The organism is Tenacibaculum sp. UWU-22 (assembly GCF_041021355.1).
GTDB lineage: Bacteria > Bacteroidota > Bacteroidia > Flavobacteriales > Flavobacteriaceae > Polaribacter.
Window position 1 is genome coordinate 134,753 of record NZ_JBFNGP010000003.1, and the last position, 17,754, is coordinate 152,506.

13 protein-coding genes and 1 tRNA gene are annotated in these 17,754 nt (G+C 33.0%); 11 read left to right on the top strand and 3 right to left on the bottom strand.

Annotated elements, in window-relative coordinates; all coding sequences use genetic code 11:
- Nucleotides 1-45: 45 nt before the first annotated feature.
- The 3 genes from AB2B44_RS07170 to AB2B44_RS07180 all read right to left on the bottom strand — a co-directional run bounded on the left by AB2B44_RS07170 (nucleotide 46) and on the right by AB2B44_RS07180 (nucleotide 4,466).
- Nucleotides 46-1,047 carry a DUF3078 domain-containing protein gene (locus AB2B44_RS07170; RefSeq protein ID WP_369048893.1) on the bottom strand — a complete coding sequence of 334 codons (1,002 nt, stop codon included), beginning with the start codon at nucleotides 1,045-1,047 and terminating at the stop codon, nucleotides 46-48.
- Entirely contained in the window at nucleotides 1,028-2,206 is a 1,179-nt protein-coding gene (locus tag AB2B44_RS07175) for an AIR synthase related protein (RefSeq protein WP_369048894.1), read from the bottom strand. The genes AB2B44_RS07170 and AB2B44_RS07175 overlap by 20 nt, the downstream gene beginning before the upstream one ends.
- Nucleotides 2,207-2,282: 76 nt before the next feature.
- Nucleotides 2,283-4,466, bottom strand: a complete 2,184-nt coding sequence (locus AB2B44_RS07180) for a glutamine synthetase III (RefSeq protein WP_369048895.1) — start codon at nucleotides 4,464-4,466, stop codon at nucleotides 2,283-2,285.
- 197 nt (nucleotides 4,467-4,663) lie between these two features.
- Here AB2B44_RS07180 and AB2B44_RS07185 point away from each other — a divergent pair, with 197 nt between their 5' ends.
- The 11 genes from AB2B44_RS07185 to AB2B44_RS07235 all read left to right on the top strand — a co-directional run bounded on the left by AB2B44_RS07185 (nucleotide 4,664) and on the right by AB2B44_RS07235 (nucleotide 17,704).
- A complete protein-coding gene (locus AB2B44_RS07185) occupies nucleotides 4,664-5,674 on the top strand; it encodes a glutamine synthetase beta-grasp domain-containing protein (RefSeq protein WP_369048896.1) in 1,011 nt (336 codons plus the stop codon).
- A 91-nt stretch (nucleotides 5,675-5,765) separates the two neighbouring features.
- Nucleotides 5,766-5,840: transfer RNA gene (locus AB2B44_RS07190), tRNA-Pro, on the top strand.
- A gap of 393 nt (nucleotides 5,841-6,233) precedes the next feature.
- Nucleotides 6,234-6,575 (top strand): glycoside hydrolase domain-containing protein, encoded by a 342-nt coding sequence (locus tag AB2B44_RS07195; protein ID WP_369048989.1) that lies wholly within the window; start codon nucleotides 6,234-6,236, stop codon nucleotides 6,573-6,575.
- A complete protein-coding gene (locus tag AB2B44_RS07200) occupies nucleotides 6,547-6,900 on the top strand; it encodes a glycoside hydrolase domain-containing protein (protein ID WP_369048897.1) in 354 nt (117 codons plus the stop codon). Before AB2B44_RS07195 ends, AB2B44_RS07200 begins: the two co-directional genes overlap by 29 nt.
- Complete coding sequence (locus AB2B44_RS07205; protein WP_369048990.1) at nucleotides 6,882-6,956, top strand: hypothetical protein; 75 nt, start codon at nucleotides 6,882-6,884, stop codon at nucleotides 6,954-6,956. Before AB2B44_RS07200 ends, AB2B44_RS07205 begins: the two co-directional genes overlap by 19 nt.
- Before the next feature lie 178 nt (nucleotides 6,957-7,134).
- On the top strand, nucleotides 7,135-8,547 hold the full coding sequence (locus tag AB2B44_RS07210) for an alpha-L-fucosidase (protein ID WP_369048898.1): 1,413 nt from the start codon (nucleotides 7,135-7,137) through the stop codon (nucleotides 8,545-8,547).
- 105 nt (nucleotides 8,548-8,652) lie between these two features.
- Nucleotides 8,653-10,773 carry a glycoside hydrolase family 2 TIM barrel-domain containing protein gene (locus AB2B44_RS07215; protein ID WP_369048899.1) on the top strand — a complete coding sequence of 707 codons (2,121 nt, stop codon included), beginning with the start codon at nucleotides 8,653-8,655 and terminating at the stop codon, nucleotides 10,771-10,773.
- Nucleotides 10,774-11,862: 1,089 nt separating this feature from the next.
- A complete protein-coding gene (locus AB2B44_RS07220) occupies nucleotides 11,863-14,877 on the top strand; it encodes a glycoside hydrolase domain-containing protein (protein WP_369048900.1) in 3,015 nt (1,004 codons plus the stop codon).
- A 109-nt stretch (nucleotides 14,878-14,986) separates the two neighbouring features.
- Entirely contained in the window at nucleotides 14,987-15,910 is a 924-nt protein-coding gene (locus AB2B44_RS07225; protein ID WP_369048901.1) for a DUF368 domain-containing protein, read from the top strand.
- A gap of 38 nt (nucleotides 15,911-15,948) precedes the next feature.
- Nucleotides 15,949-16,959, top strand: a complete 1,011-nt coding sequence (locus AB2B44_RS07230) for a DUF368 domain-containing protein (protein WP_369048902.1) — start codon at nucleotides 15,949-15,951, stop codon at nucleotides 16,957-16,959.
- The gene (locus AB2B44_RS07235) at nucleotides 16,937-17,704 is read left to right on the top strand and encodes a shikimate dehydrogenase (protein WP_369048903.1); all 768 of its coding nucleotides are present in this window, start codon (nucleotides 16,937-16,939) and stop codon (nucleotides 17,702-17,704) included. The genes AB2B44_RS07230 and AB2B44_RS07235 overlap by 23 nt, the downstream gene beginning before the upstream one ends.
- The last annotated feature ends 50 nt before the right edge of the window (nucleotides 17,705-17,754 follow it).

The following is a 17,754-nucleotide window of genomic DNA, read 5'->3' on the forward strand; positions in this document are numbered from 1 at the left end:
AAAATTAGAAAGCAAAAATAGTAATTTTAGGATGTTTTAAGTTTTTTAAAAACCAAATGTAACTCCAATGCCAAGAAGTTGTTTCCATTGCGCTTTTGGACCTCTTGTTTCGTATATTTTTTCTTTTTCGTCGATTAATTTCTGAGAGTTAATATCGTTGTCGTAAACTAGGTTTGATTCTAAAGTTGCTCGAATATAATCGTTTACTTTAAATTTGAAGTTAACTTGCCAATCGACATCAATATTTCCAAAACTGTTTAGGTAGTCGGTGTATAACCTTAATAAATGCTTCATTTTTACATTTTCAAAAACATCGGCTTCGTAACTATTGGTTAATAAAACGCCAAATTCAACATTAGCATGTTCTCCATTTTTTATAATGTTTCCTTCTTCGTCTTTTACGGCAGGAGTAACCCCAAAAGCTCCTTTGTTAGCTAAATCGTTATCTAATACAAAGGTTGTTTTTAATGTTAGTGGAGATAGGTATAGTGAAAATTTTTCGATGTTTTCTCCAAATTCTACTCCAGTACCAAAAAACAAATAACCTGGAGCCATAAGTTTTGAAATGATTTGGTTAACTTTAGCGTATTTGTACCCGTTAGTAAATTGGGTTTTAAAGCTTAATTTTGCTGAATAAAACCAATTAGATAAGGGTTTTGTTCGGTAGCCTAAATTTGAATTAATCTCTAATACATCGTCTGTTTTTCGTATGTCTTGTTTTTCTTGTTTGTTAACTCCGTAACGAACACGTAGATTAGAAATCCAGACTAAATCTTTGTTTTTGTTTCGGTATATTATTTCGCTATTTAGTCCTAGCCGTCCTGCAATTGAGTTACTACCTCCTGAGCTCCAGTTTATAAATGAAACTTCACTAATGTCGATATTGGCTTTGTTGGTATTTATCCATCTTAATGAGTCTGTTTTTTGTAATTTTTTAAAAAATACAGACGAAGATTGTGCGTGTAGTATTGAAAAATAGCTTGTTAGTAAACTAAAAATAATTATTAAACAGGTTTTTTGTTTATTTTTAGTACTCAAATATGCCATATTCGCTAGAAATTGTAAGTTTTTTTGTTTTTGAAGCTTCTACGCGACCAATAATTTTTGCCTCTACATTAAACGACTTAGAAATGGCTATTATATCTTCAGCTATTTCTGGTGAAACATATAATTCCATTCTATGCCCGCAGTTAAAGACTTGGTACATTTCGCTCCAACTAGTTTTAGATTGTTCTTGAATTAGTTTAAATAACGGAGGTATGTTAAACATATTGTCTTTTACAACATGTAATTTGTCAATAAAGTGGAGAATTTTTGTTTGTGCGCCACCAGAGCAATGAATAATTCCGTGGATGCTGTCTGAAGAAAATTTAGATAACACTTTTTTAATAATAGGTGCGTATGTTCTAGTTGGTGATAACACTAATTTACCAGCGTCAACAGGAGTGTTTTTTATAGGGTCGGTTAGTTTTATATTTCCAGCATATACCAATTCTTCAGGAACAGCAGTGTCAAAACTTTCAGGATATTTTTTTGCTAGGTATTTGTTAAACACGTCGTGGCGAGCAGAGGTTAAACCATTACTTCCCATGCCTCCATTATATTCGGTTTCGTAGGTTGCTTGTCCAAACGAAGCTAAACCTACAATAACATCGCCAGCTTTTATGTTGGCGTTATCAATTACATTTTTTCGTTTTATACGTGCTGTAACTGTAGAGTCTACAATAATTGTTCTAACCAAATCGCCAACATCAGCGGTTTCGCCACCTGTTGAATGAATTGTTACTCCAAATTCTTTTAATTCGTTAATTAGTTCTTCTGTGCCATTAATAATTGCAGAAATAACTTCGCCAGGAATAATATTTTTATTTCGCCCGATAGTAGAAGAAAGCATAATGTTGTCGGTAGCTCCTACACATAACAAGTCATCTATATTCATTATTAAGGCGTCTTGAGCAATGCCTTTCCAAACAGAAATGTCGCCTGTTTCTTTCCAATACATATAGGCTAAAGACGACTTTGTTCCTGCGCCGTCGGCATGCATAACTAAACAGTAGTCATTATCGTTGGTTAAATAATCGGGCACTATTTTGCAAAATGCTTTTGGAAACAAACCTTTGTCTATATTTTTAATAGCATTATGTACGTCTTCTTTAGAGGCAGAAACACCTCTTTGTGCATATCGTTTAGAAACTTCTTGGCTCATTGTTGTAATTTAGTTCTAGTTTGCAAATTTACTTTTTTTGAAATTAATATGTCTTTATTTGCAAACTAGATTTTTTTTATCGAGTAAATAATAATTCTCTGTACTTGGTTAATGTCCATAAATTATCGTCTACCATTAGTTCTAATTTGTCGCAATGGTACCGTATTTGTTCGAAAAAAGGTTTTACCTTGTTGCAATATGCTTCTGCTTTTTTGGGTTCTTCAAGTTTGTTTGCACTTTTGCGTTCAGCTATCATTTGTTCTATTTTTGAGTTTATTTCTGCGATATGATTTGATATTTTTTGAATTAAATCGATTTGTTCTTTTGCGTATTTTTTGAAATCTTTTTCAAAAATTTCTTTTAATCCTTTTACATTTTCTATCAGCGTGTTTTGGTATTGTATTGCTGTGGGTATTACGTGATTTCTGGCAATGTCGCCTAAAACTCTACTTTCTATTTGAATACGCATGGTGTATTCTTCTAATTCAATTTCGTGTCGTGCTTCTACTTCTATCTTGTTCATTACTTGCATTTCTTCGAACAATGCAATAGCTTTTTTAGAAATTTTAGCTTTTAAGGCTTCGGGTGTTGTTTTATGGTTGCTTAAGCCTCGTTTTTTTGCTTCTTTTTCCCAAGCTTCGCCATAACCGTCTCCTTCAAAACGAATTTTTTTAGAAGCTTTAATATATTCTCTTAATACATTAAAAACAGCTTCATCTTTTTTTAAGTTTTTAGTTTCAATAAGGGCGTCAACTTCAATTTTAAACTCTTTTAATTGTTTTGCTATAATAGTGTTTAAAACAGTCATAGGGCCTGCGCAGTTTGCTGAAGAGCCTACGGCTCTTAATTCAAATTTATTACCTGTAAAGGCAAAAGGAGAAGTTCTATTTCTGTCAGTGTTGTCTAATAAAATTTCAGGAATTTTACCTACAATATTTAATTTTAAATCGGTTTTTTCTTGAGGTGATAATTTTCCTTTAGTAACGTTTTCAAGTTCGTCTAAAACCGATGATAATTGTGTGCCTATAAATACAGAAATAATAGCGGGTGGGGCTTCGTTTGCGCCTAGGCGATGGTCGTTGCTCGCACTAGCTATTGATGCTCTTATGAGCTCTTCGTAATCGTAAACAGCTTTTATGGTGTTTACGAAAAAAGTTAAAAATTGTAAATTTTTCATAGGAGTTTTTCCAGGGCGTAATAAATTAACGCCTGTATCGGTTGCTAAACTCCAGTTGTTGTGTTTGCCCGAACCGTTAATGCCAGCAAAAGGTTTTTCGTGAAATAATACTTTAAATTGATGGCGTTGCGATACTTTTTTCATTACATCCATTAATAAAGAGTTGTGGTCAACGGCTAAGTTGGCTTCTTCAAAAATAGGTGCAAGTTCAAACTGATTGGGAGCTACTTCGTTATGTCGTGTTTTTACGGGAATACCCAATAGCATACATTCGTGTTCTAAATCGCGCATAAAATTAACTACTCGGGTGGGTATTGAGCCAAAATAGTGATCGTCTAACTGTTGTCCTTTTGCAGAAGTATGTCCTAATAAGGTTCTTCCAGTCATTAAAATATCAGGTCGCGAAGCTGCTAAAGCACTATCGACTAAAAAATATTCTTGCTCCCAGCCTAAGGTAGCATTTACTTTACTTACGTTTTTATCAAAGTATTTGCAAACCGCAGTTGCGGCATTATCTACAGCTTGTAGAGCACGTAGTAGAGGAGCTTTATTGTCTAAAGCTTCGCCTGTATAAGACACAAATACTGTTGGAATACACAGTGTGGTGCCATAAACAAATGCGGGTGATGTGGGGTCCCAAGCGGTATATCCTCGTGCTTCAAATGTGTTTCGAATACCTCCGTTAGGAAAGCTAGAAGCATCGGGTTCTTGTTGTACGAGTTGTTTGCCATCAAATTTTTCCATAGCTAAGCCATTTTCTATGGTTTCGAAAAAAGCATCGTGTTTTTCGGCAGTAGTGCCCGTTAAGGGTTGAAACCAGTGAGTGTAGTGGGTGGCGCCCTTAGATAAAGCCCAGTCTTTCATGCTTGTGGCTATTTGATTAGCGACTTTTCTGTCGATTTTTGCTCCAAATTCAATAGCGTCAATAACGCTTTGGTATGCTTCTTTAGTCATGTGTTGCATCATGGCTTGTTTGTTAAATACATTTTCGGCAAATAACTTAGAGCGACGCTTATTTTCTTTTATAATTACAGGAGATCGATGTAAGGTTTCCTGTAAAGCTTTAAATCGGATAGTAGTCATACTTTGTATTTAAATAAATTGTTAGGTCAAAAATAATAAAATTTTATAGAATTGTAAATAATACCCCTTAAAAAATAGGGGTAAAATAATTTTTATATGCATATTAGTAAATAAGCCCCTTAAAATTTTGACTTAAACAAAAAAATATTCATTTTTGCATGGTAAATAAATTAGTAACAAAAATCAAAACACAAATTATGAGTAAGTCTAAATTAGAATACATTTGGTTAGATGGTCACGAGCCCACTCAAAACATGAGAAGTAAAACTAAAGTTGAAGATGATTTTAGTGGAAAATTAGAAGACTGTCCTATTTGGTCTTTTGATGGTAGTTCAACAGAACAAGCAGAGGGAGGTTCATCGGATTGTTTATTAAAACCAGTAGCTATTTATCCAGATCCAGTAAGAAAAAATGGGTATTTAGTAATGGCTGAAGTTTTAAATCCTGACGGAACACCACATCCATCTAATGCAAGAGCAACTATTGATGATGATAATAATGATTTTTGGTTTGGTTTTGAGCAAGAGTATTTTTTAATGGATACTAAAACAGACTTACCTTTAGGTTTTCCAAGAGGTGGTTTTCCTGGTCCGCAAGGAAAATATTACTGTTCGGTTGGTGGTAGATATACTTGGGGAAGAGATTTTGTTGAAGAACATGCCGATTTATGTATTGAAGCGGGGTTAAATTTTGAAGGAATTAATCAAGAAGTTGCTCCAGGGCAATGGGAGTTTCAATTATTTGCAAAAGGAGCTAAAAAAGCAGGTGATGAAATTTGGGTAGCTCGTTATTTATTAGATAGACTTTCTGAAAAATATGGTTATTATATTGAATATCACCCAAAACCTGTAAAAGGAGATTGGAATGGTTCAGGAATGCATGCAAACTTTTCGAATACTACTTTACGAACTTGTGGTTCTAAAGAGATTTATGAAAAAATTTGTGAAGCATTTAGACCTGTAACCGAAGAGCATATAGATGTATATGGAGCTCATAACGATGAGCGTTTAACAGGGTTGCACGAAACAGCTCACGTGTCTGACTTTAGTTATGGTGTTTCTGACCGTGGAGCTTCTATTCGTATACCTATTATAACGGTAGAAAAAGGATGGAAAGGATGGTTAGAAGATCGTAGACCAGCATCAAATGCAGACCCATATAAAGTAGCAGGTCGTATTATAGAAACAGTAAAAGGAGCTAAAATTTAGTAATTTGCCATAGTGTAAAAAGCTCAAAAAATAAAAATACCTCAAAAAAGTTCAGCAATTAGCTGAACTTTTTTACTTTTGCAATCCTTTTCGGGATGTAGCTTAGTCCGGTTAAAGTGCTGGTCTGGGGGACCAGAGATCGGAGGTTCGAATCCTCTCATCCCGACAAAGTAAAATTATGAAAACCTTGTATTCTTTTGTTTACAAGGTTTTTTTTATCAATGTCTATTTTTAGTAATTTGCTCTCCATTTTTGTTTCAAATGTTCTGTTATTAAAGCGGTTAATGAGTTTTTATGTAAGCAAGACTTATGGTTTAGAATATTTTAAGTTCTTTTGCTTATTAGGTCGCTATTCGTTTTAGAGAATGTTACTAAAAAAACAAAATTAAGACTTATTTTAAATAGTCTTATAATTTTATCAGTTTGTTTATTTGTTAAGCCTTTGGTGGCACAACAAATAACTTATACTAATGGTAATAATAGTTGGAACCCTGATGAGTTTGGAAATCATCGTGTTGTTACTTAGTATTCAGTAAAAGGTAATATTGCTAAAGCAATTATTGAATGGCGTAGAAGAGACCAACATCCTGAGCAGAAAAAAATAATTGTTCAAGATGCTCAAACGAGTAAAATTATTTCAAATGTAAAAACTATAGAAATTACTAGAGAAAAAGGTATTCTTTTGTTTGAGCCTATTTCTGGTAAAGGCACCTATTACGTTTATTATATGTCTTTATGGCAAAAAAAATACGGTAATTGCACCATATACACCTCTTGTGGTTGCCGATTCTGTTATTTCTTTATTAGGAAGAAAACTTATTTTAAAACAAGATGGGTTTCTTGCGTAGATACAAACTTTTTTTACTCCAGAAATGACCTCTATAGGTACACAGCCAAATAATTTGTTAGTGCAACCTTGTAATTTTTATTTTTTAGATGATACTGGAAAAGAAATTAAAGATTGGAAAACAACAGGCTTAAAATTTTTGAAAAAAGAAGCAGTAACCGTTACTTGGCAAAGCACAAGTAAATCTAGAGATATAGAAATGAACGTAAAGGCAACATTAGAATTTGACGGTTTTTTATCTTATACGGTAAAGGTGAAGGCTCTTAACGATGTTTCTTTTAACGATATTAAGTTTCATTTACCAATGCAACCCTCTGCTTCGAAATACCTAATGGACATAAATTTGAAGATAGAGAATACTTGTTTCCCATTCCAATAGAAGATTTAGTGTTAAATCCAAATTTAGAACAAAACTCTGGTTGGGAAACTAATTAAAGAGATTATTAACAAATGAAATAAAACTTGGGAACATAATATTTTAGTTAATTTTGTTGTTTAAGCAGTAAGTCCTAAAATTAGATTTGTTTAAATACTATAATAAAGAAAATGAATGTGAAAATTCCTTAAATAATTATAAATGAAAAAAATAATAATAATTCTAGTTTGTGGCATATTGCTTCATAGGATTCCTACAGTAATGGCCCAAGAAAACCATGTAATTGAAAAGCGAACCAACATATCCTTAAAGTATGGAGCCCATAGACTTGGTAAACGAACCGATAAGGCAATGGAAACATGGAGAAATTATGGTTTAGGGCAATTTATACATTGGGGTGTTTATTCCATTCCAGGAGGGTATTGGAATGGGAAATATTATCTTGGTGCGGCAGAATGGATAAGGTCATGGAAAGAAGTGCCCAATAAAGCCTATGATACTCTTTATAAAAAGTTCAATCCCAAAAATTTTGATGCAATGACTTGGGCCAAAAAAGCCCAAAACATGGGGGTCAAATATGTTATAATTACCACAAAGCACCATGACGGTTTCTGTATGTGGCCCAGTAAATATACCAATTATTCAATTGCCAACACCCCATACAAAAAAGATGTTATTGAAGCATTGGTAAACGCTTACAACCAAGTAGGGATTGATGTGTATTTGTATTTTTCAATTATTGATTGGAAACATAAAGGTTATAGAAGTAGTTTAAAAAATGATCAAGACAGAAAAGCTTACGAAAAGTTTAAACAATTCACCAAAAATCAATTAGTTGAACTTTTAAAAAGATACCCATCAACAAAAGGACTATGGTTTGATGGTACTTGGGATGATGCTTGGAAAGAGCAAGCTGCTTTTGTGGATAGCTTGGGTACAGAATTACGAACCCTTGTTCCCGGTTTGATTATTGGGAGTCGATTTAGACCGGACGACTTGGGTAATCGACATTTTGATGCCAATGGGAATATGATGGGCGATTACGAACAAGGCTGGGAACGTAAATTGCCTAAAAGCATTGAGGATGTTCATGGTAACGATTGGGACTGTGTCATGACTATACCTGAAAACCAATGGGGCTATCATTCAGATTGGCGAGGACATATAAAAACGGTCAACGAATTAATTGAAATGATGGTGAAATCAGTGTCGCTAGATGGAAATTTTGTTTTGAATTTTGGACCTAATTCCATGGGGGTGATACGTCCCGAGGAAACCAAGATAGCCTCCGAAATTGGAAAATGGATGCGGGTGAATAATCAAGCTATTTACAATTGCGGTTACTTGAACTGGGAAAAACAGGATTGGGGTTATTATACAACAAGCCGAAAAACAAATGAAAAATACATGGTTGTGTTTAATTTGCCTGTTTCTAGGATGCTAAAAGTTAGAACCCCGAATAGGGTGTCATTAAGCAATGCATATTTTAATGATACGCAAAAACAAGAGCTTACAATAGAGAAAATCCGTAATAATGAATATTACATTCATTTGCCAAAAGACATGGATTCTGATACACCTTTTGTCATTGTTATTAACGATTCCATTAGTAAAACTGATAGTGAAAATTATCAAAAAGCTAAAATCTAATTATTATTTAGCCAACACAAAAATTTAATATTTCATTAAATTTTTGTGTTATAATTGTTTTTATTAATTGGAATACTGAAATTATAAATAAACACATTATAGAAAATGAAATTTAAGAATTTATTGTTTATCATATTGATGCATTTCGGAATTGTATTTTCGTTGTTTTCACAAAATGGAAGGCATGTGGAGGCGTTCAATGATGGATGGAAGTTCAAAAAAGGGCCTTTCCCATCAAGTGAAATTGCATTTGTGAATTCCTGGGAGGACGAATGGAAAGAGGTTGCCATTCCTCATACTTGGAACGCTAGGGACATGCAATTCAACTATGGCAAATTTTATCAAGGGGATGCCTATTATAAGAAACGATTTGTGGTAGATGAAAAGTTAAGGGCCAAGCGTCTGTTTTTAAAGTTTGAGGCAGTTGGTCAAGTTGCCGACTTGTATATAAATGGAACCTTTATTGGAAATCATAAAGGAGGCTATTCGGCCTTCGTTTTCGAGATTACACATGTTGTTAAATATGGGGAAGAAAATGAGGTTATACTAAAGGTCAATAATACGGAACGCAACGATGTCATTCCAGTCAACCATAATTTATTTGGGATATATGGGGGGATTCACCGTCCCGTTTGGTTGATAACTACAGGAAAGATCAATATTGACGTTACCGATTATGCTTCTTCAGGTGTTTATATTTCGCAAGAATTAGAAAGCAACAAACGAGCTAATATATCGATAAAGGTCAAGTTGACCAATAAGTTTGACAAAACCAAACCGATAGAATTAGAGAACAGTATTTATAACCAAGAAGGGAAATTGGTAGCTAAAAAAAATAGTGTGGTTGAGTTGTCTCCACAGGGAATGCAATTTTTTTTGAACACCTTGGTACTCGAAAGGCCGCATTTATGGCAGGGAAGAAAAGATCCCTATTTGTACAAAGTGGTGACCGCAATCAAGGATGAGGGAAAATTATTGGATCAGATTATCCAGCCGTTAGGAGTTAGAAAAGTGGAAGTAATTGCCAACAAAGGTGTCTTCCTAAATGGAAAAAAATACCCTATGTACGGTGTGTGCCGACATGAGGACTGGTGGGGGGTAGGGAATGCCCTTAAGAAGAAAAACCACGACATCGATTTGAAATTGATAATGGAAATAGGGGCAACCACCATTCGTCTAGCACATTACCAACAGTCTGATTATTTTTATTCCAAATGTGATAGCCTGGGACTTTTGGTATGGGCAGAAGTTCCCTTTGTGAATAGGGTGAGTGGCAAAGAGGGGCCCAACGCAAAATCACAGTTGAGGGAATTGATTCGCCAAAATTATAACCATCCATCCATCTTTGTGTGGGGGTTGCATAACGAAGTCTATAAACCACACGATTATACGATCCAGTTAACTAAGGAGATGCACGATATTGCCAAGAGTGAGGATCCGAGAAGATATACGGTATCGGTCAATGGTTATGGACAAATGAACCATCCTGTAAATTTAAATGCCGATATACAAGGGATAAACCGCTATTTTGGTTGGTATGAAGGTAAAATGGGAGATTTAGGTAAATGGGCTAAAGGAATGGAAGAAAACTATCCAGGATATAGATTGATGCTTTCTGAATATGGGGCTGGGGGAAATCCAGACCATCAAACTGAGTTTATTGGTGATACCTGGGACTATACGAAAGCTTTTTACCCTGAGACCTATCAAACGAAAACACATGAAATACAATGGGGAATCATAAAGAACACCCCGAATATACTAAGCTCTTATGTATGGAATATGTTCGATTTTTGCGTGCCAAAATGGAATAACGGAGGGATTGAGGCCCGTAACCAAAAGGGACTGGTAACATTTGATAGAACCTTAAAGAAGGATGCATTTTATTGGTATAAAGCCAACTGGAGTGATGAACCGGTTCTTTACATAACCGAGAGGAGAATGGTGGAACGCGAAAAACAGATAACAAGTATTACGGTTTATTCAAATCTGGGAGAACCTCAGGTTTATCTAAATGACCAAAAGTTGCCAAGACCTAAAAAGGGCACGACCGATGTGCACTATATTTTTGAAAACGTAAAGCTCAAAAAAGGAGAGAATACTATTAAGGCAGTGGTAGAAAAGGATGGTAAGACGGTTCAGGACACTATTAAATGGAACTTTACTTCAGAAAAGACCAATCCTTATATAATAAAGGGAACCACTAAGGTTCATGCAGGTTTTTAATGAATATAATGAGCTTTTTTTGTTCTTGGATTGAATATTGTGCTTATACTGTTAAAATAGATTATCTAGATATTGAAGGGTTAAAATAATATCTTGAAAAGGAAAGGTTTTAACTGCATTATAAGATTTGGATCAGTTGTTAAAATCTTAGAGGTTGAATTACAACTAAATAAATATTACCATAAACTTAATTTGATAATTTGAATACACAATTGGGTATGTGATATAATTAAAATAAGGCGTAAATGGAGTGAAGTTTTGGGTTTTTTCAAACTCATAATCCAAAAGTAACTGGTTCGAGCACAGTTTTCCTTTTTTAAACAAGCCAGAAGTGAAAGTGTTTAGTTTTTTTGTGGACTAATATCTTTAGAAATTTGGTTTTAGATTGTTTGCAGCTTAGCATGTGGTCTTAATAAGGACATTAAAATAAGTAGCCCCAAATTTGGAATATGACTAAAAATAAGCAATTGGTATAGACTATCTCGAAGTGAAGTTAAAAAAGCAAATAGAAAATGATTGCTGGTAGATGCGAATAGAGGGGGTGATAAGGTAACTTATTGGAATTTAATGCAAAGTAATATTTTAATTATTTCACGAAATGATAAACGGCCAGTAAATAAGATAGAATAGAGTTAAATTTCGTTATTCTTTAATGTAAATTGTGTTTTAGTAAAATTTGAGACATTATATATTGTTTTGATACTAAATAATCTTTATTTTTATAAAACCAGTCAGTAAAGTAATTTATTTTAAGTTCATTTATAATCTCGTCAACAAACAGGATAACAGTTTGTTTTTAAAATTTATAAATAATTGATATATAATTCTTTATGGGGGAGGTGGGTGGTCTACCTCTCATCCCGACAAAGTAAAATTATGAAAACCTTGTATTCTTTTGTTTACAAGGTTTTTTTATCAATGTCTATTTTTAGTAATTTGCTCTCCATTTTTGTTTCAGATGTTCTGTTATTAAAATGGTTAATGAGTTTTTATGTAAGCAAGACTTATGGTTTAGAATATTTTAAGTTCTTTTGCTTATTAAGCCGCTATTCGTTTTAGAGAATGGTACTAAAAAAATTAAAAAATAAAATGATGTTTAAAAAAGCAAAATTAAGACTTGTTTTAAATAGTCTTATAATTATATCAGTTTGTTTATTTGTTAAGCCTTTGGTAGCACAACAAATAACTTATACTAATGGTAATAATAGTTGGAACCCTGATGAATTTGGAAATCATCGTGCTGTTATTCAGTATTCAGGAAAAGGTAATATTGCTAAAGCAATTATTGAATGGCGCAGAAGAGACCAGCATCCTGAGCAGAAAAAAATAATTGTTCAAGATGCTCAAACGGGTAAAATCATTTCAAATGTAAAAACTATAGAAATTACTAGAGAAAAAGGGATTCTTTTGTTTGAACCTATTTCTGGTAAAGGCACCTATTACGTTTATTATATGCCTTATATAGATGAGGGTTCTGCCAATTATCCAAAAGGAAACTACGTAAAATCCGAAAATACAGCTAATAAAAAATGGCTAAAAAAAACAAAAAGCAAAATAAAAGATAATTGTATTGTAAGTGAAATTCAAAGTGTTAATGCTTTTAATAGCTTTTACCCTATGGAAGTTATTGCTACAGCAGCAGAAACCAAAAATCTTATAGCAAAAAATGGTAACACTCCTTTTTTGGTGTTTCCAGAAGATAGGTTGCATTCTATTCGAATGAAATATGATTTACCACAGCGATGGATACTTAAAGGTGTGCAAACATCGTTTTCAGATACTGCTTTAAGAGGAGAATATTTAGCTTTTCAGTTGGGGGTTTATGCTTTACAAGATTTAAAGGATGTTAAAATTCAATTTTCAGATTTAAAAAATAATCAAGGTAATATTATTTCGAAAAAAACAATGTCTTGCCTTAATACAGATGGTGTAAAGTATGACGGCACTGTTTTTTCAAAACAAGTAGATGTTGCAAAAAGAGAAGTACAAGCGATGTGGTGCGGCATTGATGTGCCTCAAAAAACGGTTCAGGGTGTATACAGCGGAACGGTTAAAGTTAGTTCAAACGGGGTGACCAAAAACATTGCACTTCAAATTAAAGTAACTAATGAGGTAACTACAAATGGAGGCATTGATCATCCTGAAAAAATGACTCGTTTAAAATGGTTAAATTCAACCATGGCACAAAAAAATACGGTAATTGCACCATATACACCTCTTGTGGTTGCTGATTCTGTTATTTCTTTATTAGGAAGAAAACTTATTTTAAAACAAGATGGATTTCCTGAGCAGATACAAACTTTTTTTACTCCAGAAATGACCTCTATAGGTACACAGCCAAATAATTTGTTAGCGCAACCTTGTAATTTTTATTTTTTAGATGATACTGGAAAAGAAATTAAAGATTGGAAAACAACAGGCTTAAAATTTTTGAAAAAAGAAGCAGGAACCGTTACTTGGCAAAGTACAAGTAAATCTAAAGATATCGAAATGAACGTAAAGGCAACGTTAGAATTTGACGGATTTTTATCTTATACGGTAAAGGTGAAAGCTCTTAACGATGTTTCTTTTAACGATATTAAGTTTCATTTACCAATGCAACCCTCTGCTTCAAAATACCTAATGGGGCTTGGTCAAAAAGGAGGTTTTTGCCCTGAAGATTTTCGTTGGAAATGGGATGTTGCTCATAAAAATCAAGATGGTGCATGGATAGGAAATGTAAATGCAGGACTACAATTTTCGTTAAGAGATGAAAAATACAGTCGCCCATTAAATACAAATTTTTATTTAAATAAACCCTTATTATTGCCTACTTCGTGGGGTAATCAAAACAAAGGAGGAATTGATATTTTTCAAAAACAGAACGCGGTTTTAGTAAATGCTTATAGTGGAAGTCGTACCATGAAAAAAGGGGAAGCGCTTTATTATAATTTTAATTTGTTAATAACCCCTTTTCATGCTATAGATACCGATTTTCAATGGAATAGTAAGTTTTACCATAAATACGAAAATATTGATACTATTGTTAAAACGGGGGCTAAGATTGTTAATATTCATCATGCTACACCTATAAATCCATACATCAATTATCCGTTTATTGAGTTTAAAAAAATGAAAGATTATATTGATGAAGCTCATAATAAAGGGTTAAAAGTAAAAATTTATAATACAATTAGAGAACTCTCTAATAAAGCCTATGAAACTTTTGCGATGCGTAGCCTAGGGCACGAGATTTATTCTCTAGGTAAAGGAGGTGGTTTTAGTTGGTTGCAAGAGCATATAGGCGATGATTATATTGCGGCTTGGTTTGTGCCTAAAATTAAAGATGCGGCTATTGTAAACAGTGGTATGAATCGTTGGCATAATTATTATGTTGAAGGCATGAATTGGTTAACTCAAAATGTTGGTATTGATGGGGTGTATCTTGACGATGTTGCTTTTGATAGAGTAACCATGAAACGCATCAAAAGAGTACTTACTAAAGATGGGCATCCCGGTATTTTAGATTTACATTCGGCTAACCAATTTAATAAAAGAGACGGGTTTAATAACAGTGCCAATTTGTATATGGAGCATTTTCCTTATTTAAATAAACTTTGGTTTGGTGAATATTTTGATTACGAAAACAATCAACCAGATTTCTTTTTGACAGAAATAAGCGGTATTCCTTTTGGGTTAATGGGAGAAATGTTACAAGATGGTGGAAATCCATGGCGAGGGATGATTTATGGGATGACCAATAGAATGCCATGGAGTCATAATGCTGACCCTAGACCAATTTGGAAGGTATGGAACGATTTTGGTATCATAGGTTCTGAAATGATTGGTTATTGGAGTAACCGTTGCCCTGTAAAAACGAGTAATAAAAATGTTTTAGCAACGGTTTATAAAAAAAAGAAGGCGGTATTGGTTTCTATTGCAAGTTGGGCTAACGATGATGTAACAATACAACTCGATATTGACTGGAAAAAATTAGGAATTGATTCAAAAAAAGCTACCATAATAGCTCCTGAAGTTAAAAACTTTCAACCAGCACAACAATTTAAAGTTAATGAAGCTATTCCTATAAAAAAAGGTAAAGGTTGGTTGCTTATTATTAAATAAGTTAAAATTAATTACCTAATAATAGGTTTTAGAGCTTATTTTATAGCAAACAAACCTAGCTAAAAACTTGGTTTTTTATGTATCTTCGCCTTTTACAAAGTTAAAAGTTATGGAGCGTACGTTAAAAGATTATATCGTTATTGTTTTAAAAGGAATGTCAATGGGTGCTGCTGATGTAGTTCCGGGTGTTTCTGGTGGTACAATTGCTTTTATTTCAGGGGTTTACGAAGAACTTTTAAATAGTATAAGTAATATTAATTTAAAGTTACTTAAAACGTTAAAAAACGAGGGGTTTGCCGCTGCTTGGAAACAATTAAATGGTAATTTTTTACTAGCACTTTTAACGGGTATTTTCATCAGTATTTTATCATTGGCAAAATTGATAAAATGGATATTAGAAAACAAACCTGTTTTATTATGGTCCTTTTTTTTCGGATTAGTTTTAGCTAGTATTCTGTATATTGCTAAGCAAGTTACGAAATGGGACACTTTAGGTGTTTTTTTATTAATTATTAGTGCTGCTGTTGCGTATTTTATAACTACGTTAAATCCGTTAGTTTCAGAAAACTCGTCGTCAGTATTTTTGTTTTTTGCGGGTGCAATAGCAATTTGTGCCATGATTTTACCCGGTATATCAGGAGCTTTTATTTTAGTGCTGTTAGGGGCGTATAAACCTATTTTAACAGCGGTAAACAATAGAGATTTGGGTACTGTAGCGGTAGTAGGTTTAGGTGCAATTGTAGGTTTACTATCGTTTTCAAGAATTTTAAAATGGCTATTTGCTCATTATAAAAATTACACTTTAGTTTTTTTAACAGGATTTGTTGTAGGCTCTTTAAATAAAATTTGGCCTTGGAAAGAAACACTCACTTGGCGTATTAATTCGCACGGAATAAAAGTTCCATTAAAACAACAAAGTATTTCTCCGTTTTCATTTCAAGGAGATAATCAACTCTTCTTTTCTATTTTATTAGCAATACTAGGCTTTTGTTTAATACTCGTATTAGAAAAATTAGCTGTAGAAAAAAAATAGAAAATATGTAATTTTGTAATTGTAGCTAACCAAACTAAATGCAAAAAGAAAGAACCTTATCGCAAAAAATCAATCTGTTTTTAGAAGGATTGGTAATGGGAGGAGCCAATAAAATACCAGGGGTTTCTGGTGGTATGGTTGCTTTTGTTATGGGGTTTTATGAAGAGCTTGTTTATTCTTTTCAAAAAATAAATACAAAAGCATTTAAGTTGCTTATAAATGGTAGGTTTAAGAGTTTTTACCAATACTTAAATGGCGATTTTTTAGTATTGATAATGTTTGGTAGCTTATGCAGTTACTTTAGTGTTTCTCTAATTTTAGATTATTTTTTAAAAAACTATGAATTTTATGTTTGGGCATGGTTTTTTGGAATGATATTAGGTTCTATTTATTATATAGCTAAAGATTTTGACGATTGGAATGTTAAAACCATATTAGCTCTACTTGTAGGAATTATTGTAGGAGTAAGTATTAGTTTTATGTCACCAGCAAAAGAAAATGACAATCTTTGGTTTGTCTTTTTTTGTGGAATTATTGGTGTTTCTGGAATGATATTACCAGGGCTGTCGGGGTCGTTTATACTAATTTTATTAGGTAACTACGTTCTTTTATTGGTTGATAGCGTTAATGTTCTATTTAATGTAATTACCAGTTTATTTAGTGGAAATGTAGCGGTTTTAAACGATGCAAAAACAATTCATTATTTAAAAATAATAGGTGTATTTACCGCGGGTTCGGCTTTTGGATTGGTAACCATTTCTCACATATTAGCTTATGTTTTAAAACGGTGGAAACATACAGTAACGGCTTTAATTATTGGTTTTATTACAGGTTCGTTAGGTATTGTTTGGCCTTGGAAAACCACGGTATTTAAGCAAGAAAACGGATCGTTTTTATTAGATATAAATGGTAATAAAGTAATTGAAAATTACCAACGTTATATACCAGATTTATCTAGCCACCAAACCTGGTTAGGTGTATTTTTTATTGTTTTAGGAGTTGTATTGATATTAATTATAGATTATTATGGAAGAAAAAGAAAAAGATAAACACCTTTTTGCGCTTATAGGAAAAAATATTTCATATTCTTTTTCTAGAGAATATTTTTCAAAAAAATTTAAAAATTTATCCTTACATAATTACGAGTATATAAATTTTGACATTCAAGAAATTACTGAATTGCCTGAGGTAATAGCTGCTCATAAAAACCAGTTAAAAGGAATGAATGTTACTATTCCGTACAAACTGGCTATTTTTAAGTATTTAGATAAAATAGATAAAAAAGCATTAAAAATAGGAGCAGTAAATACTATTAAAATTACTAAAAAAGGTAAATTAAAAGGATATAATACCGATGTGTATGGGTTTGAAAATTCGTTAAAACCCTTACTAGAGCCTCAACATACACATGCATTAATTTTAGGTACAGGAGGTGCCTCTAAAGCAGTGGCTTATGCGTTAAAAAAAATAGGGATAAAGTATAAGTTTGTTTCAAGAACACCCGGTAAAAAACATACAATTTCGTATAACGATTTATCGCAAAAAACCCTAATAAAATACACCTTAATAATAAACTGTACACCTTTAGGCACTCATCCTAATACAAATCAATGTCCTACGATTCCGTATCAGTTTTTAACACCACAACACTTTTTATACGACTTAATTTATAATCCAGCAGAAACCCTTTTTTTAAAAAAAGGAAAACTGCAAGGAGCAACGATAAAAAATGGATTAGAAATGCTAGAATTACAAGCTGAAAAAGCTTGGAAAATATGGAATTCTGTTTCTTAATTAAGTTAAGGTATTTAAAAACAAATAACTAAAAATCAATAGCCTTGATA

Excerpts from the sequence above, each read along its gene's own strand:
- AB2B44_RS07170 (WP_369048893.1), bottom strand. The coding sequence starts at position 1,047 with ATGGCATATTTGAGTACTAAAAATAAACAAAAAACCTGTTTAATAATT.
- AB2B44_RS07175 (WP_369048894.1), bottom strand. The coding sequence starts at position 2,206 with ATGAGCCAAGAAGTTTCTAAACGATATGCACAAAGAGGTGTTTCTGCC.
- AB2B44_RS07180 (WP_369048895.1), bottom strand. The coding sequence starts at position 4,466 with ATGACTACTATCCGATTTAAAGCTTTACAGGAAACCTTACATCGATCT.
- AB2B44_RS07185 (WP_369048896.1), top strand. The coding sequence starts at position 4,664 with ATGAGTAAGTCTAAATTAGAATACATTTGGTTAGATGGTCACGAGCCC.
- AB2B44_RS07200 (WP_369048897.1), top strand. The coding sequence starts at position 6,547 with ATGACCTCTATAGGTACACAGCCAAATAATTTGTTAGTGCAACCTTGT.
- AB2B44_RS07215 (WP_369048899.1), top strand. The coding sequence starts at position 8,653 with ATGAAATTTAAGAATTTATTGTTTATCATATTGATGCATTTCGGAATT.
- AB2B44_RS07220 (WP_369048900.1), top strand. The coding sequence starts at position 11,863 with ATGATGTTTAAAAAAGCAAAATTAAGACTTGTTTTAAATAGTCTTATA.
- AB2B44_RS07225 (WP_369048901.1), top strand. The coding sequence starts at position 14,987 with ATGGAGCGTACGTTAAAAGATTATATCGTTATTGTTTTAAAAGGAATG.
- AB2B44_RS07230 (WP_369048902.1), top strand. The coding sequence starts at position 15,949 with ATGCAAAAAGAAAGAACCTTATCGCAAAAAATCAATCTGTTTTTAGAA.
- AB2B44_RS07235 (WP_369048903.1), top strand. The coding sequence starts at position 16,937 with ATGGAAGAAAAAGAAAAAGATAAACACCTTTTTGCGCTTATAGGAAAA.